Annotated in this window: 26 protein-coding genes; 6 read left to right on the top strand and 20 right to left on the bottom strand. The window is 65.7% G+C overall.

What is annotated here, in order from left to right; translation table 11 throughout:
- Nucleotides 1-28: 28 nt before the first annotated feature.
- Complete coding sequence (gene cobT / locus ABIE57_RS10235; protein WP_354538916.1) at nt 29-1,903, top strand: cobaltochelatase subunit CobT; 1,875 nt, start codon at nt 29-31, stop codon at nt 1,901-1,903.
- Nucleotides 1,904-1,906: 3 nt separating this feature from the next.
- Here the strand turns inward: cobT and ABIE57_RS10240 are convergent, their stop codons facing one another.
- From ABIE57_RS10240 to ABIE57_RS10290, 11 genes are all read right to left on the bottom strand, one after another.
- The gene (locus ABIE57_RS10240) at nt 1,907-2,869 is read right to left on the bottom strand and encodes a 2-hydroxyacid dehydrogenase (RefSeq protein ID WP_354538917.1); all 963 of its coding nucleotides are present in this window, start codon (nt 2,867-2,869) and stop codon (nt 1,907-1,909) included.
- A gap of 4 nt (nt 2,870-2,873) precedes the next feature.
- The gene (locus ABIE57_RS10245; RefSeq protein ID WP_354538918.1) at nt 2,874-3,032 is read right to left on the bottom strand and encodes a hypothetical protein; all 159 of its coding nucleotides are present in this window, start codon (nt 3,030-3,032) and stop codon (nt 2,874-2,876) included.
- A 15-nt stretch (nt 3,033-3,047) separates the two neighbouring features.
- Nucleotides 3,048-4,382, bottom strand: coding sequence for an amidase (locus tag ABIE57_RS10250; RefSeq protein WP_354538919.1), 1,335 nt, complete (start codon nt 4,380-4,382; stop codon nt 3,048-3,050).
- Nucleotides 4,372-5,790 (bottom strand): TRAP transporter large permease, encoded by a 1,419-nt coding sequence (locus ABIE57_RS10255; RefSeq protein WP_354538920.1) that lies wholly within the window; start codon nt 5,788-5,790, stop codon nt 4,372-4,374. The genes ABIE57_RS10250 and ABIE57_RS10255 overlap by 11 nt, the downstream gene beginning before the upstream one ends.
- Complete coding sequence (locus ABIE57_RS10260; RefSeq protein ID WP_354538921.1) at nt 5,787-6,371, bottom strand: TRAP transporter small permease subunit; 585 nt, start codon at nt 6,369-6,371, stop codon at nt 5,787-5,789. Before ABIE57_RS10260 ends, ABIE57_RS10255 begins: the two co-directional genes overlap by 4 nt.
- A gap of 80 nt (nt 6,372-6,451) precedes the next feature.
- Nucleotides 6,452-7,582: a TRAP transporter substrate-binding protein gene (locus ABIE57_RS10265; protein ID WP_354538922.1), complete on the bottom strand. Its 1,131-nt coding sequence runs from the start codon at nt 7,580-7,582 to the stop codon at nt 6,452-6,454.
- A 175-nt stretch (nt 7,583-7,757) separates the two neighbouring features.
- The gene (locus ABIE57_RS10270; RefSeq protein WP_354538923.1) at nt 7,758-8,081 is read right to left on the bottom strand and encodes a VanZ family protein; all 324 of its coding nucleotides are present in this window, start codon (nt 8,079-8,081) and stop codon (nt 7,758-7,760) included.
- A gap of 43 nt (nt 8,082-8,124) precedes the next feature.
- Entirely contained in the window at nt 8,125-8,382 is a 258-nt protein-coding gene (locus tag ABIE57_RS10275; RefSeq protein WP_354538924.1) for a TFIIB-type zinc ribbon-containing protein, read from the bottom strand.
- A 72-nt stretch (nt 8,383-8,454) separates the two neighbouring features.
- Nucleotides 8,455-8,862: a universal stress protein gene (locus ABIE57_RS10280; RefSeq protein ID WP_354538925.1), complete on the bottom strand. Its 408-nt coding sequence runs from the start codon at nt 8,860-8,862 to the stop codon at nt 8,455-8,457.
- A 67-nt stretch (nt 8,863-8,929) separates the two neighbouring features.
- Complete coding sequence (locus ABIE57_RS10285) at nt 8,930-9,217, bottom strand: DUF5665 domain-containing protein (RefSeq protein WP_354538926.1); 288 nt, start codon at nt 9,215-9,217, stop codon at nt 8,930-8,932.
- Nucleotides 9,217-9,534, bottom strand: coding sequence for an antibiotic biosynthesis monooxygenase family protein (locus ABIE57_RS10290; RefSeq protein ID WP_354538927.1), 318 nt, complete (start codon nt 9,532-9,534; stop codon nt 9,217-9,219). Before ABIE57_RS10290 ends, ABIE57_RS10285 begins: the two co-directional genes overlap by 1 nt.
- A 110-nt stretch (nt 9,535-9,644) precedes the next feature.
- Here ABIE57_RS10290 and ABIE57_RS10295 point away from each other — a divergent pair, with 110 nt between their 5' ends.
- The gene (locus ABIE57_RS10295) at nt 9,645-10,298 is read left to right on the top strand and encodes a hypothetical protein (protein ID WP_354538928.1); all 654 of its coding nucleotides are present in this window, start codon (nt 9,645-9,647) and stop codon (nt 10,296-10,298) included.
- 4 nt (nt 10,299-10,302) lie between these two features.
- On the opposite strand, the gene ABIE57_RS10300 is transcribed toward ABIE57_RS10295, so the two are convergent.
- The 3 genes from ABIE57_RS10300 to ABIE57_RS10310 all read right to left on the bottom strand — a co-directional run bounded on the left by ABIE57_RS10300 (nt 10,303) and on the right by ABIE57_RS10310 (nt 13,529).
- Nucleotides 10,303-12,597 (bottom strand): glycosyl hydrolase family 28-related protein, encoded by a 2,295-nt coding sequence (locus tag ABIE57_RS10300; RefSeq protein ID WP_354538929.1) that lies wholly within the window; start codon nt 12,595-12,597, stop codon nt 10,303-10,305.
- Nucleotides 12,598-12,695: 98 nt separating this feature from the next.
- Nucleotides 12,696-13,097 (bottom strand): DUF4864 domain-containing protein, encoded by a 402-nt coding sequence (locus tag ABIE57_RS10305; protein ID WP_354538930.1) that lies wholly within the window; start codon nt 13,095-13,097, stop codon nt 12,696-12,698.
- 36 nt (nt 13,098-13,133) lie between these two features.
- On the bottom strand, nt 13,134-13,529 hold the full coding sequence (locus tag ABIE57_RS10310; RefSeq protein ID WP_354538931.1) for a c-type cytochrome: 396 nt from the start codon (nt 13,527-13,529) through the stop codon (nt 13,134-13,136).
- A 609-nt stretch (nt 13,530-14,138) separates the two neighbouring features.
- On the opposite strand from ABIE57_RS10310, the gene ABIE57_RS10315 reads away from it, so the two are divergent.
- Nucleotides 14,139-14,468 carry a hypothetical protein gene (locus ABIE57_RS10315; RefSeq protein WP_354538932.1) on the top strand — a complete coding sequence of 110 codons (330 nt, stop codon included), beginning with the start codon at nt 14,139-14,141 and terminating at the stop codon, nt 14,466-14,468.
- A 57-nt stretch (nt 14,469-14,525) separates the two neighbouring features.
- Entirely contained in the window at nt 14,526-15,983 is a 1,458-nt protein-coding gene (locus ABIE57_RS10320) for a multicopper oxidase family protein (protein WP_354538933.1), read from the top strand.
- Nucleotides 15,984-16,019: 36 nt separating this feature from the next.
- On the opposite strand, the gene ABIE57_RS10325 is transcribed toward ABIE57_RS10320, so the two are convergent.
- From ABIE57_RS10325 to ABIE57_RS10335, 3 genes are all read right to left on the bottom strand, one after another.
- On the bottom strand, nt 16,020-16,697 hold the full coding sequence (locus tag ABIE57_RS10325; RefSeq protein WP_354538934.1) for an ABC transporter ATP-binding protein: 678 nt from the start codon (nt 16,695-16,697) through the stop codon (nt 16,020-16,022).
- Nucleotides 16,690-17,979, bottom strand: coding sequence for a lipoprotein-releasing ABC transporter permease subunit (locus ABIE57_RS10330; RefSeq protein WP_354538935.1), 1,290 nt, complete (start codon nt 17,977-17,979; stop codon nt 16,690-16,692). The genes ABIE57_RS10325 and ABIE57_RS10330 overlap by 8 nt, the downstream gene beginning before the upstream one ends.
- A gap of 79 nt (nt 17,980-18,058) precedes the next feature.
- On the bottom strand, nt 18,059-19,312 hold the full coding sequence (locus ABIE57_RS10335; RefSeq protein ID WP_354538936.1) for a UbiH/UbiF/VisC/COQ6 family ubiquinone biosynthesis hydroxylase: 1,254 nt from the start codon (nt 19,310-19,312) through the stop codon (nt 18,059-18,061).
- A gap of 44 nt (nt 19,313-19,356) precedes the next feature.
- Here ABIE57_RS10335 and ABIE57_RS10340 point away from each other — a divergent pair, with 44 nt between their 5' ends.
- Complete coding sequence (locus tag ABIE57_RS10340; protein WP_354538937.1) at nt 19,357-20,694, top strand: amidase; 1,338 nt, start codon at nt 19,357-19,359, stop codon at nt 20,692-20,694.
- Nucleotides 20,695-20,770: 76 nt separating this feature from the next.
- Here ABIE57_RS10340 and ABIE57_RS10345 read toward each other — a convergent pair whose 3' ends face one another.
- Genes ABIE57_RS10345 through hisF form a run of 3 tightly spaced genes read right to left on the bottom strand, consistent with a single transcriptional unit; the run spans nt 20,771 to nt 22,165 of the window.
- A complete protein-coding gene (locus ABIE57_RS10345) occupies nt 20,771-21,061 on the bottom strand; it encodes a Dabb family protein (RefSeq protein ID WP_354538938.1) in 291 nt (96 codons plus the stop codon).
- A 4-nt stretch (nt 21,062-21,065) separates the two neighbouring features.
- Nucleotides 21,066-21,380: a phosphoribosyl-ATP diphosphatase gene (locus tag ABIE57_RS10350; protein ID WP_354538939.1), complete on the bottom strand. Its 315-nt coding sequence runs from the start codon at nt 21,378-21,380 to the stop codon at nt 21,066-21,068.
- A complete protein-coding gene (gene hisF / locus ABIE57_RS10355) occupies nt 21,377-22,165 on the bottom strand; it encodes an imidazole glycerol phosphate synthase subunit HisF (protein ID WP_354538978.1) in 789 nt (262 codons plus the stop codon). Before hisF ends, ABIE57_RS10350 begins: the two co-directional genes overlap by 4 nt.
- Before the next feature lie 104 nt (nt 22,166-22,269).
- Between hisF and ABIE57_RS10360 the strand changes: the two genes are divergently transcribed.
- Complete coding sequence (locus tag ABIE57_RS10360; RefSeq protein ID WP_354538940.1) at nt 22,270-22,719, top strand: DUF302 domain-containing protein; 450 nt, start codon at nt 22,270-22,272, stop codon at nt 22,717-22,719.
- Nucleotides 22,720-22,730 lie beyond the last annotated feature (11 nt).

Below are 22,730 nucleotides of genomic sequence, written 5' to 3' on the forward strand. Positions count from 1 at the left end.
GGCCCGGACCCTGCGCCATTTTCGCACCATGACAAAGCCCAGTGACAACCCCGCCGATCCGTTCAAGAAGGCGCTCGCCAACGCCACCAAGGTGATGGCCGATGACAGCGAACTGACAGTTTCCTATTCGGTCGATCCGAGTGGACTGTCGGGCGATGCCATGCGCCTGCCGCAGGTCAGCCGCCGCATGACCCGCGAGGAGGTTTTGCTGGCGCGCGGCACGGCGGACGCGCTGGCGCTGCGGCACAAGTTCCACGACGACGCCATCCATGCCCGCTATGCCCCGCCCGGAGAGATGGCGCGCGATCTCTACGAGGCGATGGAAACCGCCCGATGCGAGGCTGTGGGCGCGCGGGACATGCCCGGCACCGCCACCAATATCGACGCGCGCATCGCGCAGGATGCCGCGCGCCTTGGCTATGACCGGATCACCTCGACCGCCGACGCCCCGCTGCCCGCCGCCGCCGGATACCTGATCCGGCATCTGGCCACCGGCCGCGACATGCCGGCGGGTGCGCAGAATGTCATGGACCTCTGGCGCGGCTTCATCGAGGAGCAGGCAGGCGGCACGCTGGAGGATTTGCAGGACATCCTTGCCGATCAGGCCGGATTCGCGCGGCTGGCGCGCCGCGTGATCGAGGACCTGGGCTATGGCGATCAGCTTGGCGAGGATCCCGACAGCGCCGACGAGAACGAGGAGGACGGGGCAGAGGAGCAGGGCGAGGAGCAGCAACCCGACAGCACCGGCGAGGATGACAGCGACGAGGATGAGGCCGACGCCGACCCTGACCGCTCTCAGGACGATCAGCAGGATGCGCAACAGGCGCAGGTGAGCCAGGACGAAATGGCCGATCAGGAGATGGACGAGGAGGCCGAATTGCCCGAGGGCGAGGCCCCGCTCGAGCCGCCCCCGCCGCCCCCCGCCTCGGAGGCCGATCCTGCCTACACCATCTATCACGCTGAATTCGATGAAGAGATCCGCGCCGAGGATCTGGCTGACCCTGTGGAGTTGGAACGCTTGCGCGCCTATCTCGATCAGCAGTTGGAGCCCTTGAAAGGCGCGGTGTCACGACTGGCCAACAAGCTGCAACGCCGCCTTCAGGCGCAGCAGAGCCGTAGCTGGGAATTCGACCGCGAAGAGGGCATCCTTGACGCGGGCCGCCTTGCCCGCGTCGTCGCCAATCCCACCACCCCGCTCAGCTTCAAGGTGGAAAAGGACACAGAGTTCCGCGACACCGTGGTGACGCTGCTTCTGGACAATTCCGGCTCGATGCGCGGGCGACCGATTTCGATTGCCGCGATCTGCGCCGATGTTCTGGCCCGCACGCTGGAGCGGTGTTCGGTCAAGGTGGAGATCCTCGGCTTTACCACCCGCGCGTGGAAGGGCGGGCAGAGCCGCGAGAAATGGCTGGCCGAGGGCCGCCCGCAACTGCCCGGCCGCCTCAACGACCTGCGTCACATCATCTACAAGGCGGCCGACGCGCCGATGCGGCGCACCCGCGACAACCTTGGCCTGATGATGAAAGAGGGGCTGCTGAAGGAAAATATCGACGGCGAGGCGCTGGAATGGGCGCACCGGCGCACCGTGGCCCGCAGGGAGGCGCGCAAGATCCTGATGGTGATTTCCGACGGCGCGCCGGTCGATGACAGCACGCTCTCGGTGAACCCCGCGAATTACCTCGAAAAGCACTTGCGCGACGTGATCGCCATGGTCGAGCGGCGCAAACAGGTGGAACTTCTGGCCATCGGGATCGGCCATGACGTGACGCGCTATTACGAGCGCGCGGTGACGATCACCGATGTGGATCAGCTTGCCGGGGCGATGACCGAACAGCTTGCCGCGCTCTTCGACAGCGACCCGCGCGCGCGGGCGCGGGTGATGGGGATCAGGCGGGCCTCGTAAGGCTCAGACCAGACGGTCCTGCGGCGCGTGTCCCGCGAAGAACGCGTCGAGATTGTCGAGCGCGCGAAAGCCCATGGCGTCACGCGTGGCACGGGTGGCACTGCCGATATGGGGCAGCATGAAGATGTTTTCATGGCCCGCAAAGGCCGGGTTGCCGCCCGGTTCCACCTTGAAGCAATCGAGACCGGCGGCGGCGACATGGCCGCTCTCGATGGCAGCCAGAAGTGCGCCCTCGTCAATGAGCGCGCCGCGCGCGGTATTGACCACCACGGCCCCCTTGGGCAGACGCGCGAGGCGGTCCGCGTTGAGCAGATCGGTGGTCTCGGGCGTGGCGGGGCAATGCAGCGACAGGAAATCGGCGACCTCAAGCAGGCTGTCCACATCCGCGTGAAACACCGCGCCCTGTTCCGCCTCGGGCGAGAGCCGCGCGCGGTTGTGATAGTGGATCTCCATGCCGAAGCCGCGCGCCTTTTCGGCCATGGCGCGGCCAACACGGCCCATGCCCACGATCCCCAGCCGCGCGCCGCTCACCTGCTTGCCCACCATGAAGGACGGCGACCAGCTATCCCACTCGCCCCGTCGAACAAGGCGGTCGCCGCGCACAGCGTGGCGGGCGGCACCCAGCATCAGGAGCATGGCAATCTCGGCCGTGGCGTCCGACAGCACGTCGGGCGTGTTGGTCACGACGATGCCACGCGATCTGAGCGCGTCGAGGTCACAGTGATCGACGCCGACCGAGTGATTGGCCACGATCTTGAGTCGGGGATCGAGCCGCGCAACAACATCGGCGCTGAAATGCTCGGAATGGCAGGGGATCATTCCGTCCACCCGCGCGCTCATCGCCACGATCTCTTCGGCGGTGCCGGGGGTATCGGCCTCGTTCAGGATCACCGCGTAATCGCGGCGGGCGCGTTCCAGGGTGGCGTCCGACAGGCGACGCGGAATCCAGATCACCGGTTTTGCCATGGCCTCAGCTCTTGTTCTTGCTGGAGGTCATGAAATCATAGGCCGCAAGCGCCGCTGTGAACACTGTCACCATCCACAGATCGAGCGAGCCGATCTTGCTGGCGAGAATATAGAGAAACGCGGCCAGCACCGCGAAGGCAAAAAGCGCCAGTATCCGGTTCATGTCCTTATCCTTTCATCAAGCGCCGGCCTCGGAGAGCCAGCCGTGTAACCAGTTCGCCGTGCGCAAAAGGCGCGCATCGCCGCCGCGCGGCCCGACAAGCTGCGCGCCCATGGGCAGGCCGTTCGAGGCGGTAAAGGCGGGCACGGTGACGGCGGGCGTGCCCGTCAGCGTCCAGAGCCCGTTGAAGATCGCATCGCCGGTATAATCCAGCCCCTCGGGCGCCGGACCGGTGGCGGCGGGGCAGAGAATCGCATCGCAGCGCTCGAATATCTCGCCAAGCCCCGCATAAAGCACATCCGCCCAGTCGAGCGCGGCCAGATAGTCGCGCGCGGGGATGCCCTCGCCCTCCTCGATGGCGGCGCGGGTGCGGTCCCCGAGTGCTGCGCGGTTCTTGGCATAACGGTGGTAATAGCGCGCCATCTCGGCGAAATTGATCCGCGCGCGCACCTCGGCGGCCTGATCGAAGGCATTTGGCAGCGGTGCCTCGAAGACCTGATCGCCAAGGGCGGCGACGAGTTCGTCAAAGGCCGCGTGCAACTCCGGGTCGGCCCTGTCCCAGCCCGGCGGCTTGACGAAGGCCAGCACCGGTTTGACCGGGGGCGCGGAGCGGGCCACGTCCAGAAGGCGCGGCACCGGGGCGGGCAGGGTGGCGCGGTCGCCCGCGTCATGGCCCATGAGCACCTCGGCCAGCATCGCCGCGTCAAGCGGCGAGGCGGCGAACACGCCCACCGTGTCGAGCGTAGGCGACTGCATCAGCACGCCGGTGCGCGGGATCGCGCCGAAGCTGGGCTTGTAACCCGTGACACCGCAAAACGACGCAGGCCGGATCACCGATCCGCCGGTCTGCGTGCCGATGGCCAAGGGCACCATGCCGTCCGCCACCGCCGCCGCCGAGCCAGAGGATGAGCCGCCTGGCGTATGCGCGAGGTTATGGGGGTTTCGTGTGCGCCCGGCCTGCATATAGGCCAGTTCGGTCGTGACCGTCTTGCCCATGATGATCGCGCCCGCCGCCTTGAGCCGCGCGACGATGGCGGCATCCTTGACAGGCACGCGGCCTGCGTCGAGCGGGCAGCCGTTTTCCGTCGGTATCCTGGCGGTGTCGATGATGTCCTTCAGCGCCACCGGCAGGCCGTGAAGCGCCCCGATGGGGCGCCCCGCCTGCCGCTGCGCGTCGAGCGCCTTGGCCTGCTGGCGCACGAAATCCGCGTCGAACCACGCGAACGCCCCCACCTCGGGCTCGCGCGCCTCGACCCGGGCGATCAGCGCCTCGGCCAGCTCGGACGCGCGCAGCGCGCCCGTGGCCAGCCTGTCGCGCAGCACATGCGCCCCGGGGATCGCCTCAGCGGCCATACATCAGCTCCGGCAGATAGAACACGATCTGCGGGTAGATATAGAGCAGCGCCATGGCGATGAAGACGCAGAACAGGAACGGCATGACGCCCGAGAAGATCTGAGTCAGCTTGATTTCCGGTGGCGCGATCCCCTTGAGGTAATAGGCCGACATGGCCATGGGCGGTGTCAGGAAACTGGTTTGCAGGTTGAGCGCCACCAGGATGCCGAAGAACAGCGGATCGACCTCGAAGAACTGCAACAGCGGCAGGAAGATCGGGACAAAGATGATGATGATCTCGGACCATTCGAGCGGCCAGCCCAGAAGGAAGATGATGAGCTGCGCCAAGAGCAGGAACATCAGCGGGCTGAGGTTCAGGCCCTGCACGAATTCCGAGATGATATGCTCGCCCCCGAGATAGGAGAACACCGCCGAAAAGGTGTAGGAGCCGACAAAGAGCCAGCAGACCATCGCCGTGGTGCGCACCGTCAGATAGACGCTCTCGCGCATCCGCTGCCAGGTCATCGCACGATAGGCGAAGGCAAGGAAGATGCCGCCAAGCGCGCCGATGGACGCGGCCTCGGTCGGGGTGGCGAGGCCGAAGAGGATCGAGCCCAGCACCGCGAGGATGAGGAACGCCAGCGGCACGAAGGACGAGATGATCATCACCAGAAGCTTGGACATCGGTATGTCGGGGATGTCCTCCTTGGTCGGTTTCGGCGCGACCGAGGGCTGCAAGATCGAGCGCCCGATCACGTAGACGAGGTAAAGCCCCACCAGCGTCAGCCCCGGCAGAAGTGCCGCCGCGTAAAGCCGCACGATGGAGACATTGGAGGCCGCCGCGTAGACGATCAGCATGATCGAGGGCGGGATGAGAATACCCAGTGTGCCGCCCGCGCAGATGATGCCGGAGGCAAATGACGGATCATAGCGCGCCTTGAGCATCGCAGGCAGCGCCAGCAAGCCCATCAGCGTGACCACCGCGCCTACGATGCCGGTCGCCGTGGCGAAAAGCGCGCAGGTGATAAGCGCCGCCACCCCCATCGAGCCGGGCATGTTGCGCGCAGCGATATTGAGCGTGGAAAAGAGGCGGTCCACGATATTCGCCCGCTCGACGATATAGCCCATGAACAGAAAGAGCGGCACGGCGGTCAGAACCTCGTTCGACATCACCGTGAATGTCTGGTTCACGAAGAGATCGAATATTCGGTTGTTGAATAACCCCTCGAACCACAGGCTCCATTGATCCCATGTGCCCGCATCCTCGGCCAGCCGGTCAAAGCTGCGCCACATGCGCCGGGCGTCGAAATAGGCGTAATAGCCAAAGCCGATGCCCATGGCCATCAGCGTGAAGGCAATGGGAAAGCCGAGGAACACGAAGACGATGAACAGCCCCAGCATCATCAGGGCGACTTGGGGATCGGTCATGGATGCGCGTCCTTCTCGGCCTTGGCGGCCTGTTGCATGAGCAGGTCTTCGGTCTCGAAGACATCTTCATCGGCGGCGAGCCATTCATTCGTCCGCATCGCCAGGATGCAGCGGCAGACCTGTGCCAGCCCCTGAATGAAGAGCAGGATACCGGCGGCGACGATCACCGTCTTGAACTGGTAGATCGGCACGCCCGCCGGGCTGTTGACAGACACCTCGGCATAGGACCAGGAGCGCGCGGCGTATTTCCACCCCGCAAGGATGAGCGCGGTCACGCCGGGAAAGAAAAAGAGGATATAGAGCACCAGATCGACCTTGGCCTGGTTGCGCGGCTGCCAGAGGCGATAAAGGAAATCGCCCCGCACATGCCCGCCCCGCGAGAGCGTATAGGCCCCGCCCATCATGAAGAGCGTGCCATACATGATGAAGGACACATCGAGCGCCCAGGCCGTCGGGTTGTTGAAGACATAGCGCACCACCACCTCGTAGCCGGTTCCCACCGACATCAGGATGATGAGCCAGGCGAAGGCCTTGCCGAACCAGGCCGACAGGTTGTCGGCGAAGCGAATGAAGCCGATCACGCGGGAGCCCCTTTCCTATCTTGAAAAGTGGCCCCGGCGGAGATGCGCCGGGGCCACCATGTCTGCGTCGCGGGACGCGCTCAGAGCTTGAGACGACCGGGGAAGTAGTGGTCGTAGGCAAGCTCCAGATCCGGCGCGTTCATCAGTTCGTAATAGGTGACCTGCTCGACCCAGGCGCGCTGGCTGTCGAGGCATTTCTTCATGAACGGATCCTCTTCGAGCGTCGGGATCAGTTTGTCCCATGCCTCGAGCTGTGCTGCGAGGATGTCCTTGGAGGTGCGGTGCACGGTGACGCCGCCCTCTTCCTGAAGCCATTTGAGATCGGCCGAGTAGCGCCGCATCGCCTTGGCGGTGTTGGCGGTCGACACGGCCTCGACGCCGTATTTCAGGATCGCGCGCAGGTCGGGATCAAGGTCTTCAAGGGTGATCTTGTTGAACAGGAATTCAAAGCTCTCCGAGGCCTGGTGATAGGAGGACAGGTAATAGTTCTTCGCCACGTCATGCGCGCCGAAATCCTTGTCCGAGGAGGGGTTGTTGAATTCGAATGCGTCGATCACGCCACGCTCCATCGCGGGGACGATCTCGCCGCCCGGAAGCTGCGCCACCGACATGCCCATGCTCTGCAGCAGGTCAGCCGCCAGCCCCACGGTGCGATACTTGAAGCCCTGGAGATCGGCGGCGGTGTTGACCTCGCCCTTGAACCAGCCGAAGGGCTGCGCGAACATCGGGAAGCCCATGTAACCATCGACTTCCATCCCGAGGATGTCATTCACAAGCTCGTCATAAAGCGCCTTGCCGCCGCCCTCGTAGAACCAGCTCATCATCGTGGTGGCCGAGCCACCGAATACGGGGCCGGTGCCGAAGAGCGAGGCGGCCTTGCTCTTGCCATACCAGTAGACCGGCACCGAATGGGCCGCGTCGAGCACACCGTCATTCACCGCGTCGAGGACCTGGAACGCGCCCACGATGGCGCCTGCGGGCAGCACGTCGATCTTGAGGCGGCCGCCGGCCATCTCCTCGACCCGGTCGGCATAGTCCTGCGCGAATTCCTGCCAGATGTTGCCCGCGCCCCAGGACGTCTGCATCTTCAGCACGATGGGTGCCTGTGCCAGCACCGCCGGGGCAGCGAGGCCGCCGGCCACCGCTGCGGGCGCGCCGATGGCGGCGCGGCGCAGGAACGAGCGCCGGTCGAGTTTGGTCTTGTCGGTCATGATATTCCTCCCAGATGTCTCATGTATGTTCGTCCGGATTGTCGCGCACACGTCCACCCGAAGGCGATTCGCCGCTGCAAATCTCCGCACCGCTGTTATCGTATCGTGCTGTTCCGCAAACACAAGCGTTTCGGTAAAGAAGTTTTACCAAATAGGCCGGTTTGCACCGGCTTTTTCACGCCGGCCGCCACCGGCCAAACCTTGCGGCAAGAAACGCGCCGCAAAAAGCCCCGAGCGCGTCGGCCAGAAGATCGCCGAATTCGGCGCTGCGCCCGGTCAGGGGCTGGATGATCTCGATAAGGCCCCCGTAGGCGAGAGCGCCAAGCGCCACAGCCCACCAGTGGCGCGGATGGCGCCAGGCCAGAGGGGCGGCGAGGGCGGCGAAGGCCAGAAAATGCGCCAGCTTGTCGAGATGGGGTAAACTTGGTCCCGGCGACTGCGGAATCAGGGTCAGCAACGCGGTGACCAAGGCAATAAACGCTGTGATGATCTGGGCCATGAGCGTGTTGCTAGACGCTCATGAAACACCCCGCAAGCCGATTTCAGAAGTCGAAGATATCCGCGAGGAAGCCCTCGCGCTTTTTGCGCGGCTTGCCGCCGGAATGGCCCCGATGATCGCTGTCCCCATAGCCCGTGGCATCATTGCGCCGTGCCGGGGCCTCCGGCACCGACGAGCGGTCGATGATCTTGTCAAGCTCGCCGCGATCAAGCCAGACACCGCGGCATTGCGGGCAATAGTCGATCTCGACTCCGGCGCGGTCGGCAAGAACCAGAGCGGTTCCGTCGATAGGGCATTGCATCGGCACTCTCCTGTCACTGTTTCGTGAGAGAGGAGGTGGGGGCAATTGCCCCGTTTGACAAGCCTTTGGGCCTCAGCGGATCACATGCACCGCGCATTGCGCATGGCGCACCACCTTGGCGGCGGTGGAGCCGAGCAGCAGATCCTGCATTCCGGGCCGGTGGCTGGCGATGACGATGCAATCGGGCTTGTGGCTCTCGGCCCAGTCGAGGATCGTGCGGCCCGAGTGTCCTTCGACGACATGCGCGCTGGCATCGGGCAGACCGTCCGCGATCTTGGTCAACTCGGCCTCGATCGCCTTGCGCGCCTCGGCCTGATAGCCTGCGGGCAGATAGGAAATCGCATAGCCCGGCACCTGCTCGACCACGTGCAGCAGGCTGATATGGCCGTCGTCACCCGCCAGAAGCCGGGCGGCGGCAAGCGCACCGGCGCTGTCGCGCTCGGTGTCGAAGGAGACGGGAACGAGAACGTGAGCATACATGAGAGGGTCCTTTCCTGTTCGTTTGACGGATCATGACCCGGGCGCGCCGACGCTGCCTTGATCCAGATCACTCCTGCGCGGTGCGCATCTGTTCGGCGATCTGCGCCGCCCAGTCGCCGATGATCGGCAGGAATTCGATCTTGCTCAGCGACCAGACGAACACCGACAAGAGCACCGTCGCCCCCAGCACCGTGCCTAACCCCACCGCGAGACCCCGCGCGAAATTGAACGCCAGAAGGCGGGGCAGGCTGTTATGGATACGAACGAAGCGGTGCGAGTTGAGCCGCGCCACCTCGGCGCGCAGCGCGCGCACCTCCTCGGCCAGTGCATCGGTCTGCGGCGTCCGCTCCGACATCAGAACACGGCCACCACGTCATACATCACCGGCTCGAAGCCCTTGCACAGCTCGTTGATCTGCCGGTTGCGCGCGCGCATCTCGTCGGTGCGCAGCATCGCCTGGAAATCCTCGCGCGCGCGCCACTGCGAATAGTTGGCGATGCGGGTCTGCGCGTCGTTCACATGCAGGCCCGCGGCGATGAAACCGGGCTGTTTCGAGATCACCTCGCGGTAGGCGTCGGTGAGCAGGTCAAGCAGGTCCTGGCAGGTGCCGGGCGTGACCTCGAATGTGGTCAGAACGGTCTGATGGCTGGTGTCTTGGCTGATCCGGGGCATGATGGCGTCCTCCTGTCCCCTTCTTAGCACCCACGCGCGCGGCGGTAAATTCCGCGCAGATATTAACCACCGGTTTACCCTTTTTAATCAAGGTTAAGGCGGAGGTGACCATGCCCGCTCGCCTGTGGCTCGCGCTTGTCCTGCTGCCATGGTGCGCCGCCATGGCACAGGCGGGGGCATGGCCGCGCGAAAAGGGGCAGGTATTCCTGTCCTTTTCCAGCCAGATCGAGGCGCGGGACGAAAATGGCATCAACCGCCAAAGCTATGGATTTTACGCCGAATACGGCGCGACCGCGCGGCTCACCCTCGGGCTGGACGTCAATGGCGACGCGCTGCGCATGTCCAAGGCCATCGCCTTTCTGCGCTGGCCGCTCGGGCGCGCGGATCACCGGTTGAAACTGGCGCTGGAGATGGGGGCGGGGCAGGTCGAGGACAAGACCGCCCTGCGCCCCGGCCTGTCCATGGGCCGGGGGTTTTCCCTTGGTGAACGTCACGGCTGGTTCAATGCCGATCTGCGCGCCATCCTCAACGGCGATACCGCGTTCGAGACCGAACTCACCGCCGGCCTCTCGGTCACGGCGCGCGCCAAGGTCATCGTGCAGCTTCAGGCCGGATCCCCCGATCAGGGGCAAGACTATCTCCGCCTTGCCCCCTCGTTCGTCTACGAAATGCGCCCCGGCGCGCAGATCGAGCTTGGCCTGCTCGAGCCGCTTTCGGGCGGCGGCGAGCGCGGGCTGAAACTCGGCCTCTGGCGTCAGTTCTGAGCCGTCAGAGCGGCTCGTCCATCCGCACCGTGACGAGCACCCTGCCGCGCACCGGCGTGCCCCAGCGCAGATGCACCCGGTCCCGGTCCGGGCCCTGCTGCCCCAGCGTGTAGGGCATCCCGAAATGCGCGGCACCCGTCCCGATGCTGATCTGTCCCTCGGCCACCACCGCATCCACCGATTTGGCCAAACCCCGGAACGGCAGGCGCGGCGCGGGTTCGATCACCCATGTCTCGGCGGCGCTTGCCTCCTCGTGCCGCAGCAAAAGCGGGTTCTGCGTGTCGATATTGACGTTGCTGAAACTGTTGCCGGTGAACAGGATGTTGCGCACCCGCTCGAAATCCAAATCGGCAAAGCTTGTGTCCACGCCCTCGACCCGGTCGATATTGCCGTCGATCAGCCGGAAGGTGTTGCCCGTCACCGTCAGCCCGTTGATGAAATGCCCCGGGCCGTGCGGCTTGACCGTGACGAAGGTAAAGGCGGGCGCGGTGCTTTGCGACAGGAACACGTTGCCGGTGATGCTCAGCGTGCTGAACGAGAACTCGCTGGCGAAATCGGGGGCGGCGTCGTGCTCGTTGCTCCATTCAACCGAGCAATCGCAGATGTAATTGCCGGTGATGGTGCCGCGATTGTTGGTGCGTGTCAGCACAAACCCGGCCATGCGCGGCCCGATGGGGCCCGAATCGCCCTGAAAGACGTGATTGCCCGAGATGATCGAACTGCTCCCCGCCATCACCGCAAAATGCCGGAAATGCATCACGCGGTTGTTGCGGATCTTGAGGTCATTGGCATTGGCGTTGAATCCGATGCTGACGCGATCCACCACCAGAAGCGGGCTTTCGTTCGAGATGAACTGACAACGGTCGATCATCATGCCCTGGTCGCCCTCGCCATGGCTGGTGATCCCGCGATCCCTGGGGCGGGTGAAGAAACAGTCGCGGAAATGGTTGGCCGAGCCTTGCGGCGGCAGAAGAACCGCGCTGCACGTGCCGCCGCACTGGAAATCCACTTCCGAGATCACCAGGCGCGAGACATCCTGAAAGCCGCTGAAATCGAGCATGTATTTGAACCGGCGGAAGGTAAAGACCTGTGTTCCGGCGGCATCGAACAGCGGTTGGCTCAGTGTGATCTGCCCCGCCGCGATGTTGCGGTCGGTGACATAGACCTCGCGGCCCACGCCATTGCCCTCGACCAGCGACCCGACGGGGATATTGGCCACATCCGCCACGTTGATCAGCCGCCGCGTGTTGCTTTCGGGCGCATAGGTGGCCTGCGACGTGACCACTTCGGTGTCCCAGGCGGGCGTCGGAAAGACCGAGAATTGCCCGTTCTGGATGACGTGACGCTGGTTATAGGTGGTGCGGTTGCCCACGGCGGCCTGCATGTCGACGGGTTCGCGCAGCGCGACCTTGCGCCCCGCCAGATCGAGCGTGACATGCCCTGCATTGTTCAGAAGTGCCTGATACGCCTTCCTGAACGCCAGTTCGCTGTCCCCGAACGCGTCGATATAGGCGGGCAGGTCGAAATTCTTGGTCAGCGACAGGATCGCCGCATCGGGCATGACCACGGTCCCCTCAAAGCGGATGCGGCTCTGGATCGTGGTGCTCTGGCCCAGAAAATAGGTGCCTGCGGGCACGATGATCTCGCGGCCCCCGGCGGCGGTATCGGCGGCCTCGAACGCGGCGTGATCATCCGCCACCCCGTCGCCGATGGCCCCGAAATCGCGCACATCGACCGTGGCGACAATGTCGCGCAGGAAAAACCGGCTCACATCCTCGATCTCGATATCGTCGATCCGCACCACGCCGCCCGACGGCCCGGTCAGGTCCAGCCCGAAATGGCCGAACACCGCCTGCGGCCCCCAGACCATGTCCACGCCCGTGCGCTGCCCGGTGCCGACAATGGCGCGCACCTCGACCACCTCGCCATAGGTCGTGAGCGTCACCTGCGGTCCGCTCACTGTCACGCCTGAAAGCGCAACGCCGCCCGCGCCCCCGGCAAAAGCGGCGATACGCACATTGGCCAGATTGCCCGCCACCGCCTTGATCCGGGCGCGGATCTGAAGGTAACAGCCCGGCAGGATCGGCGTTTCACCCATGAAGCGCACGCGCTGCACGGCCTCGATCTTCTGCACTTCCAGCGCGCCGCCGAAATCCTGATCGGCGGGGACGAAGGCGGCATTGGGGGCGCTTGCATAGGTGTCGGAGCCGGGCCGCCCGTCGCCGCTCGACCATTGATCGAGCCCCGCCGCAAAGGGCTGGGGCATGAAGGTGATGCCTTGGGTGATTGCCTTGTTCATGGGGTCCCTTTCCATCTGCCGCATGGGCCGCGTGCCGGGAAGGGGGGTATCAACGCGCGGTTAACGGGGTCTCAGGCCACCGTCACGGTGCTTGTCGCTCAGACGCTGCTTTCGGGGGCCTCGCGCAGGTGCACGCCGTTGATCTTCAGCGTGCCGCCCTCTTCGATCATCTCGTAATCCGCGATCCAGCCGCGCCCCGCCGCATCGCGCAGGAAAACCTCCTGCCACAGGCGGCCGCCGATGTCGCGCGCCTCCAGAAAGGTCACCTCCGAGGGCCGCCACACCATCGGATAGCCTTGCTCGACCATGTGACCGAATATCTCGGGAGAGCCGAATTTCTGCTGGATCACGGGGCTTGCGAAACCGTAGGCGCGGGGCAAATCGCCCGTCCGGAACGCCTCGATCTGCGCCTCGATCACGGCGCGCGCGGCGGCGTCCTCGGCGCGGGCGGGCAGGGCGGTGGCAAGAACCAGCATCAGGGTCAGGGCTAGGGCACGCATGGCAAATCCTCCGCTTTGGCAGGGAAATAGCCCGGATCAGCGCCGCTGCAACCCCTCCAGCCAGGCCACCAGATCGGCCATCGGCTGCGTGCTCCGGACCGCCTCCCCGGTCTCGGAGCGAATGACCAGATCGCGGCCCGCGAAGAGATCCCCGTAAACCGGCATCTCGTTGCCATGGGCCAGCACCGGGTCGCGCCCGTCGATCCGCCAGATCACACGGGCGCGCGGGAACACCCCGCCATTGCCCGCAGCCAGCCGCGTAAGGTCCGGCGGATCAAGCGTCAGCACCCGGCGCATCGGCCCGTCCCCGGTGCCATCCGTCCCGTGACAGGCGGTGCAATAGCGACTGAAGATCTCCGCGCCCACGCGCGTATCCTGCGCCGCTGCCGCCCCGGTCATCAGCATGAGTGCCGCCACTGTCGCGCCCCGCATCCCTGCCCCCTTTGTGACGTTGCCTCTGTCAGGGATGGGGTATCTTGCCGGGGCGGTCAAGCTACCGTAGTTTCCACGGTGAAACACGGCGCGCATCAATGTTCGGCAAAAAACATGAAAAGAGTGTCCCAAGCCCATGACTAGAGTTACCATATCGATTTTAGTGAGTTTGACAGCATCCACTGCCGCGCTTGCTGAGACATCACAGTTATCAGAATACCTGTCTTCAATGGACAGGACAGAAGTTCGATTTTCTGGGAAAATTCGATACAATAGTAGTGACAAGTCATTCACATTTTATGACGAAAATCGAGAACCTTTCGGCGTGACCGTTGATACGGGTCGAGACGCACGCGAACGCATTGAGAGAGAATGTGACAATACAAGCTTCATGTTTTCATATTCTGATCTGTGCACGATATCTGGAGGGGGAACTATCGAAATACGAGGGTCTCGAGTTTACATCAGCATCGAGCAAGTTGATCAGATCGGGAAATAGAAATGATCTGACTGCTGCCACTGCCGCGCCCCGCATGTTCGCCTCCCGGTTTGCCTCGTTCCGGCATGTTGCATCTTGCCGGAGCGGTCAAGCCACCCTATTTTCAAAGCATGCGCCGGATCTTCACCGCTCTGCCATTCGTGGCCATGCTGCTTGGCCTTGTGCTGAGCCTGCCCGCGCTTGGCCTTCACGGCGCGGCACATGACAAGGTTGCGGCGCATCACAATCACCTCGCACCCGCGCACCCGATGCCGTCGGACCTGCCCGATGACGGCGATGACATCGCCTGCAAGGCGCTTTGCACCGGCCCGCTCCTGACCAGAACGACCGGCGATGCGCGCCCCCCCGCGTCCCACGCGGCGCAACCCCGGACCGACGCCCCGCGCTTCTGGGTCGATTGGGTGCGCCCGGTCTCGCCCCCTCCGAAACATCTGGCCTAATAGCACCAACTGGCCCGCCGGATGCGTTCCGGCCCCCCTGTTTTCGGAGAAATTCCAATGACCCTCCTTTCGCGTCGCGGCTTTCTTGCCGCGTCAACCGCCGCATCTGCGGCCCTTCTTCTGCCTGCCCGTGTCCGTGCCGCATCAGGCGCGCGCCGCCTGACCGCCACCACCCGCACCATCGAGGTGCAGGGCCGTGCCGCCACTGTCATGGGCCTAGTCGATGACGCCGGCCGACTCGGCCTCGTCCTTGATCCGAACGAACGGTTTCGTGTCGATCTGATCAATGACCTCGCCCATGAGACGATTATCCACTGGCACGGTCAGATCCCGCCCAATGCGCAGGACGGCGTGCCCAATACCAACCCGATGCTGTCGCCGGGTGAGACGCGCGCCTTTGATTTCGCGCCCCGCCCCGGCACGTTCTGGATGCACAGCCACATCCCGGCGCAGGAAATCGGCCTGCTCGCCGCGCCGCTCGTCGTGCGCTCCGGTGCCGATCTGGCCGAGGACCGGCAGGAGGTGGTGCTGTTCCTGCACGATTTCTCGTTCAGCACACCCGAGGAGATTCTGGCAGAGGTCACGGGCGGGGATGGTGGCGGGCATGGCGCAGCCCCGGCCATGGGTCACGGGGCGATGCCGGGCATGGCGGGCATGCAGGGCATGATGGGGGGCATGGGCGGTATGGGGGCAATGGCGATGGACCTCAACGACTTTGATTTCGACGCTTATCTTGCCAATGACCGCACGCTTGACGACCCCGAGGTGATCGCCGTCGAGCGCGGCGGGCGGGTGCGTCTGCGCGCGATCAACGCCTCTTCGATGACCGTTTACTGGCTCGATCTTGGTGCTGTGACCGGGCGGCTTGTCGCCACCGATGGCGATGCGTGCCAGCCCCATGCCGCCGCGCGCTTTGCCATCGCACCGGGCCAGCGGCTCGATATCGAGATCGACCTGCCCGGCGACGGCACCGCCCTGCCGGTGCTGGCCCTGCGTGAGGGCGCGCGCGAGCGCACCGGCCTCATCCTTGCCCCCAGGGGCGCGGAGATCCCCCGCATCGCGGGCCTGTCGGAGGCCGATCATCCCCCCGCCTCGACCGACCTCACGCAGGAGGCCGCGCTGCGGGCGCTTGCGCCTCTGCCCGACCGCGCGGCAGACCGCAGCCAGCATGTGATGCTGGGCGGCGCGATGAGCCCCTATCTTTGGACCATCAATGGCCAGGCCTATGGCACTCACGCGCCGATTCCCGCCCGCAGCGGCGAGCGTGTCGAACTCACCTTCCACAACATGTCGATGATGGCGCATCCGATGCATCTGCACGGCCATGCGTTTCAGGTGGTGGGGCTTGGCATGACGCGGCTCTCGGGCGCGCTGCGCGATACCGTGCAGGTGCCGCCGATGAGCATGGTGACCATCGCCTTTGACGCGGGCGAGGCGGCGCCGTGGATGCTGCATTGTCACCACATGGGCCATCTCGCCACCGGCATGATGACCGAACTTGCCGTCACCGCCTGAGCAATCCGTCGCCGCCCCCTTGGCGGGGCGGCGGCCTTACACCACCCGCCCCTGATCGAGCCGCACCACGCGATCCATCCGCGCCGCAAGCTCGAGGTTATGCGTGGCGATCAGCGCCGCCAGCCCTTCATTGCGCACCAGCCGCTCGAGCGCGGCAAAGACCTGATCGGCGGTGCCGGGATCGAGATTGCCGGTCGGCTCATCGGCCAGCAACAGCCCCGGACGGTTCGCCAGCGCCCGGCAGAAGGCCACCCTTTGCTGCTCGCCCCCCGACATGGCCGCAGGCCGGTGACCGGCGCGCGCGGCGACGCCCACCTCCGCCAGCAACGCCCGCGCGCGCGTCTCGGCCTCGGCGCGCGCCACGCCATCGGCCAGCTGCGGCAGCACGATGTTCTCCAGCGCCGTGAACTCCGGCAAAAGGTGGTGGAACTGATAGACAAAGCCCACCTCGCGCCGCCGGACCGCCGTGCGGCGACGCTCGCCAAGGGCGGTGACATCCTTGCCGCCGATCCCGACCGTGCCGCTATCGGCGCTGTCGAGCAGCCCGGCGATGTGCAGAAGTGTCGATTTGCCCGCGCCCGAGGGGGCCACGAGCGCGACCATCTCGCCGCGCTGCACCTCGAGATCCACGCCCTGGAGCACGAGGACTTCTCCCACGCGACCCCGGTTATAGCCCTTCTCGACACCCGCGAGGCGCAGCATCGGATCACTCATAACGCAGCGCCTCCACCGGGTTCATCCGCGCCGCGCGCCGCGCCGGGAAGAGCGTGACCACGAAGCTCAGGCCAAGCGACAGCGCCACGGCCGTGAGCACATCGCCCGCCTGCAATTTCGCGGGCAGGTGATAGATCCCCCGGATCGACGGATCCCAGACCTGCCCGCCCATCATCATGTTCACGAACGCAAAAATCGGGTCGATATAGAGGGCGAAAAGACAGCCAAGGATCACCCCCGCCGCCGTGCCGATCAGGCCCGTGAAGGCTCCGCAGATGAAGAACACCCGCAGGATCGAGCCTTCGCTGAGGCCCATGGTGCGCAGGATGCCGATATCGCGCCCCTTGTTCTTGACCAGCATCACAAGGCCGGAGGTGATATTGAGCGTGGCGATCAGCACGAGGATCGAGAGGATCACGAACATCACGTTATCCTCCACCTCGAGCGCGCGCAGGAACGATCCGCTCGAATCCTGCCATGTCCAGACCAGCGCCCGGTCGCCGCCCGCGCGCAAGAGCGCCGGGATCATGTCGTCCACCCGCTCGGGGTCGCGCACCATGACCTCGATCTCGTCGGCGCGCCCGTCGCGGTTGAAATAGCTCTGTGCCTCGGCAAAGGGCATGTAGACGCGCACCCGGTCGATATCGTAGCGCCCGGCGGAGAAGATATAGGTCACGTCATAGGCGTTGATCCGGGGGCTTGTGCCGAGCGGCGTCTTGACCCCGTCGGGCGAGATGAGGCGGATACGGTCGCCCAGCGACAGGCCCAGTTCCTGCGCCACGCCGCTGCCTATGGCGATGCCCTCATCGAACCGCGCGATATCGCCGCGCCCGGTCTCGGGGTCGGCCACGCGCGGGATGGTCAGCAGGTCCGCCGGGTCGATGCCGAAGACCTGCACGCCCGCGTTGCGCCCGTTCGCCGTGGCCATGACCTGCCCCTTCACGAGCGGTGCCGCGCGGGTGACGCCCTCGACCGCGCGCAGCCTCTCGGCCATCGCCTCATACTCGGCAATGGTGCGGTCGACGCGCCCGGTCAGCGGGTCGGCCGTCCCGGCCTGATAGAGGGTGGCATGGGCATTGGCCCCAAGGATGGTATCGACGAATTCCGCGCGAAACCCCGAGCGCACCGACAGCGTGGCAATCAGCGCAAAGACCGCCAGCGTGATCCCGACAAGGCTGATCCAGGTCATCACGCTGACGCCGCCCTCGGCGCGGCGCGCGCGCAGGTAGCGCCAGGCGATCATCCACTCAAACGGGGCAAAAGGGGGGGGCGTTGCGGCCATGTCGGCTCCTCGGGGCAAAGATCGCGCGGACAGTGGGCATTTCGCCCCATGGCGTCAAGGCACGGCGTCAGGAGGGGTGTCAGCCCTTCATCAGCGCGGGCAAGTCGCCCGTGAGCCCCGCCGCCTCGCGGATGAAGCCGCGACGCAGGGCAGGCAGTTGCGAGATGGCCCCCATGCCAAGGTCGCGCGCAGCGCGCAGGAAGGGATTGTCATTGGAAAAGAGCCGGTTGGTAAGGTCCGTTGCCAGCGCCAGCGTGGCCGTGTCGAAGCGCCGCCATTGCTGGTAGCGGGCCAGCACGTCGGGCGCGCCGATCTCCTCGCCCCGGCGGGTGGCCTCGCCCAGCACCTGCGCCAGCGCCGCCACGTCGCGCAGCCCGGCATTGAGGCCCTGTCCGGCAATGGGGTGCATCCCGTGAGCGGCGTCGCCGATGAGCGCGAGACGGTCCGCCACGAAGCTGTTGGCGAAGGTGAGGTTGAGCGGATAGGTGTAGCGTTTGCCGCGCAGCGTGATCTCGCCCAGGAAATCGCCGAAGCGCGGGCGCAACACCTCCATGAAGGCGTCATCGGGCAGGGCCGCGAACCGCGCGGCGGTCTCGTCGGTCTCGCTCCAGACGATGGAGCTGACATTGCCCGGCAGCGGCAGGATCGCCAGCGGGCCGGGCGGCATGAAGAACTGATGCGCGATGCCGTGATGGGGCAGCGCGTGCTCGATGGCGGCGACCAGCGCGGTCTGGCCATAGCCCCAGCCGGTGCGCCGGATACCGGCCCGCGCGGCGGTGCCCGAACCGCGCCCGTCCGCCCCGATGAGCACGCGCCCGCAAAGCGACTTGCCCGAGGCAAGCGAGAGCAGGACACCTTGCGGGCTGACCTCCTGCGCCACAACCTCTTCGCCCGAAAGCTGCGTGATCCCGGGTGCCTCCTGCATCGCGTCGATCAGCGCGCGGCGCAGAAAGCGGTCCTCGAGCATGTGGCCCATCGGGCCTTCCTCGATCTCGGCATGATCGAAATGCAGGAAAAAGGGGGCAGGCCCCTCGCCCGCGCGCCCGTCCGAGACCTTGATTTCCAGCATCGGCTGCGCGTTCCCGGCCACCCGCTCCCAGACCCCGAGATTGCGCAAGAGCCGCACCGATGAGAGCGCCAGCGCATAGGCGCGCCCGTCGAAATCGCCCGCCTCGCGCACCGGCGCGGGCAGCGCGTCGATCACGGTGCTGGTAAGCCCCGCCGTCGCTGCGGCCAGCGCAAGGGCAGGGCCGTTCAGGCCGCCGCCGACAATGAGAAGATCACGCGTCTTTTCCATGCTGCTCAATATGGCCGCGCGCGCGGGATTGTCCATGCGCTCTCGTGCCGCTAGCAAGGGGGCAAAGCGGGAGGATGGACATGCAGGACTGGCTTACCATGAGCGCGGCCGATCTGGGACGCGGGATCGAAGGCGGCGCAATCGACCCGGAGGCGCTGACCGACACCTATCTTGCGGCGATCAGCGCGCATCCGCTGCGCGACGCGATCTACAGCGCCGTGACCGAGGATCGTGCCCGCGCCGAGGCGGCAGCAGCGGCGGCGCGTGCGACGTCGGGGCAGCGGCGCGGCCCGCTCGATGGCGTGCCGATCAGCTGGAAAGACCTTTTCGACAGTGCCGGCGTGGCGACAGAGGCCGGATCGGCCCTGCTCAAGGGGCGCGTGCCCGACCGCGATGCAGAGGTGTTGCGCAATGCCACGGCGGCGGGGCTGGTGTGTCTGGGAAAGACCCATATGAGCGAACTGGCCTTTTCCGGCCTTGGCCTGAACCCGATCACCGCCACCCCGCCTTGCGTCAATGACCCCGCTGCCGTGCCGGGCGGCTCGTCCTCGGGGGCGGCGGCAAGCGTGGCCTTCGGTCTGGCGGCCTGCGGGATCGGCTCGGATACGGGGGGCTCGGTGCGCATTCCTTCGGCGTGGAACGATCTTGTGGGGCTCAAGACCACGGCCACGCGGGTGTCGCTCAACGGGGTGGTGCCGCTCTGCCTGAGGTTCGACACGGTCGGGCCGCTTGCCCGCTCGGTCGAGGACGCGGCCCTGATGCTCGCCGCGCTCGAAGGCGGCAAGCCCGCCGATCTGCGCGGCGCGTCGCTTCGCGGGGTGCGGTTTGCGGCGCTCACCACCACCGTGCTCGATGATCTGCGCGAGACACCCGAGGCGGCCCATGCCGGGGCGGTCGCGCGCCTGCGCGCCGCCGGAGCCGTGATCGAGGAGATCGACGCGCCCGAAGTGGCCGAGGCCATGCCGCTTTCCCCGGCGCTCTTCACAGGTGAGGCTTACGGCCTCTGGCGGGAGGTGATCGAGGCCGCCCCCGACAAGATGTTCGCGCCGATTCTGGAGCGGTTCCGGGGCGGGCGAGAGATTTCCGCCGCCGATTACGTCGCCGCATGGCAGAAACTGGAGAGCCTGCGCGCGGTCTGGCATGCGCGGGTCGCGGGCTATGATGCGGTGCTGATGCCCGCCTCCCCCAACCTGCCGCCCGACCGCGAGCGGCTGATGGAGGGGGGCGAGTATTACGTGACCGAGAACCTGCTCACGCTGCGCAACACCCGCGTCGGCAACCTGATGGGGCTTTGCGCCGTGACGTTGCCCACGGGCGTTCCATCCTGTGGCCTGTTGCTGTGCGGCAAGCCGTTTCAAGAAGAGCGGCTGTTGCGCGTGGCAAAGGCGGTCGAGGACGTGCTCGGAGCAATTGCCTGAGAGGCGACCCCCAAGAAAATTCGCGAATTTTCTTGGGCCGGAATTTTTTCTCGAAAAAATTCCCGGCGACCGCCGCTCAGCCGGATTTGAAATCGGCGGCGATACGCTGGTCGCGCAGGGGCCGCACCAGAGCGATGCACTCGGCATAGATCGGGTGCGCCTTGTAGGCGGCAAGGGCCGCCTCGTCCGCGAACTCGGCATAAACCACAAGATCGACACGTGCGCCCGCGATGGCATCGCTTTGCAGGTTGCGGCCAACCTCGAAATGGCGGGCATGGGGAATATCCGCCAGCATCATCAGCCCCTCGCGGATGCGATCCACGTCCTCGGGATTGGCGGCGGAGAAGAACACGATATGACGGATCATCAGCTCAGTCTTTCGAACGGGAGGCTTTTTCGGAGAGGCCGGAGGTGCCCTGTCGGCGCGCCAGTTCCGCCATCACGTCAACCAGCGCCACATCGCGCGAGTGCAGCATGACCAGCAGGTGAAAGAGCACATCCGCCGCCTCTGATGTCAGGCGGTCGCGGTCGCCCTTCACCGCCTCGATGATGGCCTCGACGGCCTCTTCGCCGAATTTCTCGGCGCATTTCTCGGGGCCTTTGGCCAGAAGCTTGGCGGTCCAGCTTTCATCGGGGGCGGCTTGTGCGCGGGCGGCGATGATGCGCGCGAGATCGTCGAGTGTCATGCCGCCAGCCTCATCGGGATGCCTGCGGCGGCCATATGCGCCTTGGCCTCGGCGATGGTGTAGGTGCCGAAGTGAAAGATCGACGCGGCGAGAACGGCAGAGGCATGGCCCTCGGTCACGCCCTCGACAAGGTGGTCAAGCGTGCCGACGCCACCCGAGGCAATCACGGGGATATCCACCGCATCGGCGATGGCGCGGGTCAGCGGGATGTTGAATCCCGTCCTTGTCCCGTCGCGGTCCATTGAGGTGAGCAGGATTTCGCCCGCGCCTTTGCTGGCCACAAGCCGGGCAAAGTCCACCGCGTCGATCCCGGTGGGTTTGCGCCCGCCATGGGTGAAGATCTCCCATTTGCCGGGGTCGCCCCGGAGGGGCGCAGGGGGACTGACTGTCTTGGCGTCGATGGCCACCACGATGCATTGGCTGCCGAACCGGTCGGCGGCGCGGGCCACGACATCCGGATCGGCCACCGCCGCCGAGTTGAAGCTGACCTTGTCGGCCCCCGCCAGCAGCAGCGCGCGCACGTCCTCGGGCGAGCGCACGCCGCCGCCCACGGTGAGCGGGATATAACAGGCCTCGGCGGTGCGGCGCACCACGTCGAACATGGTGCCGCGATTTTCGTGCGTGGCGTGAATGTCCAGAAAACACAGCTCATCCGCGCCCGCCGCATCATAGGCGCGCGCGGCATCGACCGGATCGCCCGCGTCGCGCAGATCGACAAAGTTGACACCCTTGACCACGCGCCCGTCGGCCACGTCGAGGCAGGGGATGATGCGGGTCTTGAGCATGGGTTCGCCGGGTTTGGTGACAGTGTCACGGTTTCTATGGGCAAATCCGTCAGGATGCCAGAGGATGCGACGCAGATTCGCATCGATCATTGACGGAGGGTTTCATGAGACGATTTCTGAGCGCGGTGGCGATCACCCTGGCGGCGTTGCCCGCAGTTGCGGGCGATGACGACATCATCAAGCTCCGCGCCGGGGCAGATGTGCCCGCCACCATGGACCGGCTCGAGTCGGCGGTGACGGGGGCCGGGGCCACGGTATTCGCCCGCGTCGATCACGCCGCTGGGGCGGCGAGCGTGGATATGGCGCTCGCGCCATCGCAACTGCTGATCTTCGGCAACCCGAAGATGGGCACGGCGGCGATGCAGGACGATCCGCGCGCGGGCCTCTTTCTGCCGCTGCGGGTGCTGGTTTATGAGGATGCCGAGGGGCAGGTGTGGCTCGCCTATCAAGACCCCGAAGACATGTTCGCCGACCTGAAGATTTCCGATGATGCGCCGTATCTCAAGATGATGACCGGCGCGCTGGGCAAACTCACCGCTGCCGCTGTCGAGTAGCCGGGCGCTGA

Source organism: Roseovarius sp. MBR-6, assembly GCF_040547525.1.
Classification (GTDB): Bacteria; Pseudomonadota; Alphaproteobacteria; order Rhodobacterales; family Rhodobacteraceae; genus Roseovarius.

What these genes read in the sequence shown, in the direction of transcription:
- ABIE57_RS10350 (WP_354538939.1), bottom strand. Translation starts at nt 21,380, where the DNA reads ATGACACTCGACGATCTCGCGCGCATCATCGCCGCCCGCGCACAAGCC.
- ABIE57_RS10290 (WP_354538927.1), bottom strand. Translation starts at nt 9,534, where the DNA reads ATGCCCCGGATCAGCCAAGACACCAGCCATCAGACCGTTCTGACCACA.
- ABIE57_RS10285 (WP_354538926.1), bottom strand. Translation starts at nt 9,217, where the DNA reads ATGTCGGAGCGGACGCCGCAGACCGATGCACTGGCCGAGGAGGTGCGC.
- ABIE57_RS10310 (WP_354538931.1), bottom strand. Translation starts at nt 13,529, where the DNA reads ATGCGGGGCGCGACAGTGGCGGCACTCATGCTGATGACCGGGGCGGCA.
- ABIE57_RS10270 (WP_354538923.1), bottom strand. Translation starts at nt 8,081, where the DNA reads ATGGCCCAGATCATCACAGCGTTTATTGCCTTGGTCACCGCGTTGCTG.
- hisF (WP_354538978.1), bottom strand. Translation starts at nt 22,165, where the DNA reads ATGCTCAAGACCCGCATCATCCCCTGCCTCGACGTGGCCGACGGGCGC.
- ABIE57_RS10340 (WP_354538937.1), top strand. Translation starts at nt 19,357, where the DNA reads ATGCAGGACTGGCTTACCATGAGCGCGGCCGATCTGGGACGCGGGATC.
- ABIE57_RS10315 (WP_354538932.1), top strand. Translation starts at nt 14,139, where the DNA reads ATGCGCCGGATCTTCACCGCTCTGCCATTCGTGGCCATGCTGCTTGGC.
- ABIE57_RS10280 (WP_354538925.1), bottom strand. Translation starts at nt 8,862, where the DNA reads ATGTATGCTCACGTTCTCGTTCCCGTCTCCTTCGACACCGAGCGCGAC.
- ABIE57_RS10255 (WP_354538920.1), bottom strand. Translation starts at nt 5,790, where the DNA reads ATGACCGATCCCCAAGTCGCCCTGATGATGCTGGGGCTGTTCATCGTC.
- ABIE57_RS10240 (WP_354538917.1), bottom strand. Translation starts at nt 2,869, where the DNA reads ATGGCAAAACCGGTGATCTGGATTCCGCGTCGCCTGTCGGACGCCACC.
- ABIE57_RS10325 (WP_354538934.1), bottom strand. Translation starts at nt 16,697, where the DNA reads ATGAGTGATCCGATGCTGCGCCTCGCGGGTGTCGAGAAGGGCTATAAC.
- ABIE57_RS10295 (WP_354538928.1), top strand. Translation starts at nt 9,645, where the DNA reads ATGCCCGCTCGCCTGTGGCTCGCGCTTGTCCTGCTGCCATGGTGCGCC.
- ABIE57_RS10330 (WP_354538935.1), bottom strand. Translation starts at nt 17,979, where the DNA reads ATGGCCGCAACGCCCCCCCCTTTTGCCCCGTTTGAGTGGATGATCGCC.
- cobT (WP_354538916.1), top strand. Translation starts at nt 29, where the DNA reads ATGACAAAGCCCAGTGACAACCCCGCCGATCCGTTCAAGAAGGCGCTC.
- ABIE57_RS10245 (WP_354538918.1), bottom strand. Translation starts at nt 3,032, where the DNA reads ATGAACCGGATACTGGCGCTTTTTGCCTTCGCGGTGCTGGCCGCGTTT.
- ABIE57_RS10360 (WP_354538940.1), top strand. Translation starts at nt 22,270, where the DNA reads ATGAGACGATTTCTGAGCGCGGTGGCGATCACCCTGGCGGCGTTGCCC.
- ABIE57_RS10300 (WP_354538929.1), bottom strand. Translation starts at nt 12,597, where the DNA reads ATGAACAAGGCAATCACCCAAGGCATCACCTTCATGCCCCAGCCCTTT.
- ABIE57_RS10250 (WP_354538919.1), bottom strand. Translation starts at nt 4,382, where the DNA reads ATGGCCGCTGAGGCGATCCCCGGGGCGCATGTGCTGCGCGACAGGCTG.
- ABIE57_RS10265 (WP_354538922.1), bottom strand. Translation starts at nt 7,582, where the DNA reads ATGACCGACAAGACCAAACTCGACCGGCGCTCGTTCCTGCGCCGCGCC.
- ABIE57_RS10320 (WP_354538933.1), top strand. Translation starts at nt 14,526, where the DNA reads ATGACCCTCCTTTCGCGTCGCGGCTTTCTTGCCGCGTCAACCGCCGCA.
- ABIE57_RS10345 (WP_354538938.1), bottom strand. Translation starts at nt 21,061, where the DNA reads ATGATCCGTCATATCGTGTTCTTCTCCGCCGCCAATCCCGAGGACGTG.
- ABIE57_RS10305 (WP_354538930.1), bottom strand. Translation starts at nt 13,097, where the DNA reads ATGCGTGCCCTAGCCCTGACCCTGATGCTGGTTCTTGCCACCGCCCTG.
- ABIE57_RS10275 (WP_354538924.1), bottom strand. Translation starts at nt 8,382, where the DNA reads ATGCAATGCCCTATCGACGGAACCGCTCTGGTTCTTGCCGACCGCGCC.
- ABIE57_RS10335 (WP_354538936.1), bottom strand. Translation starts at nt 19,312, where the DNA reads ATGGACAATCCCGCGCGCGCGGCCATATTGAGCAGCATGGAAAAGACG.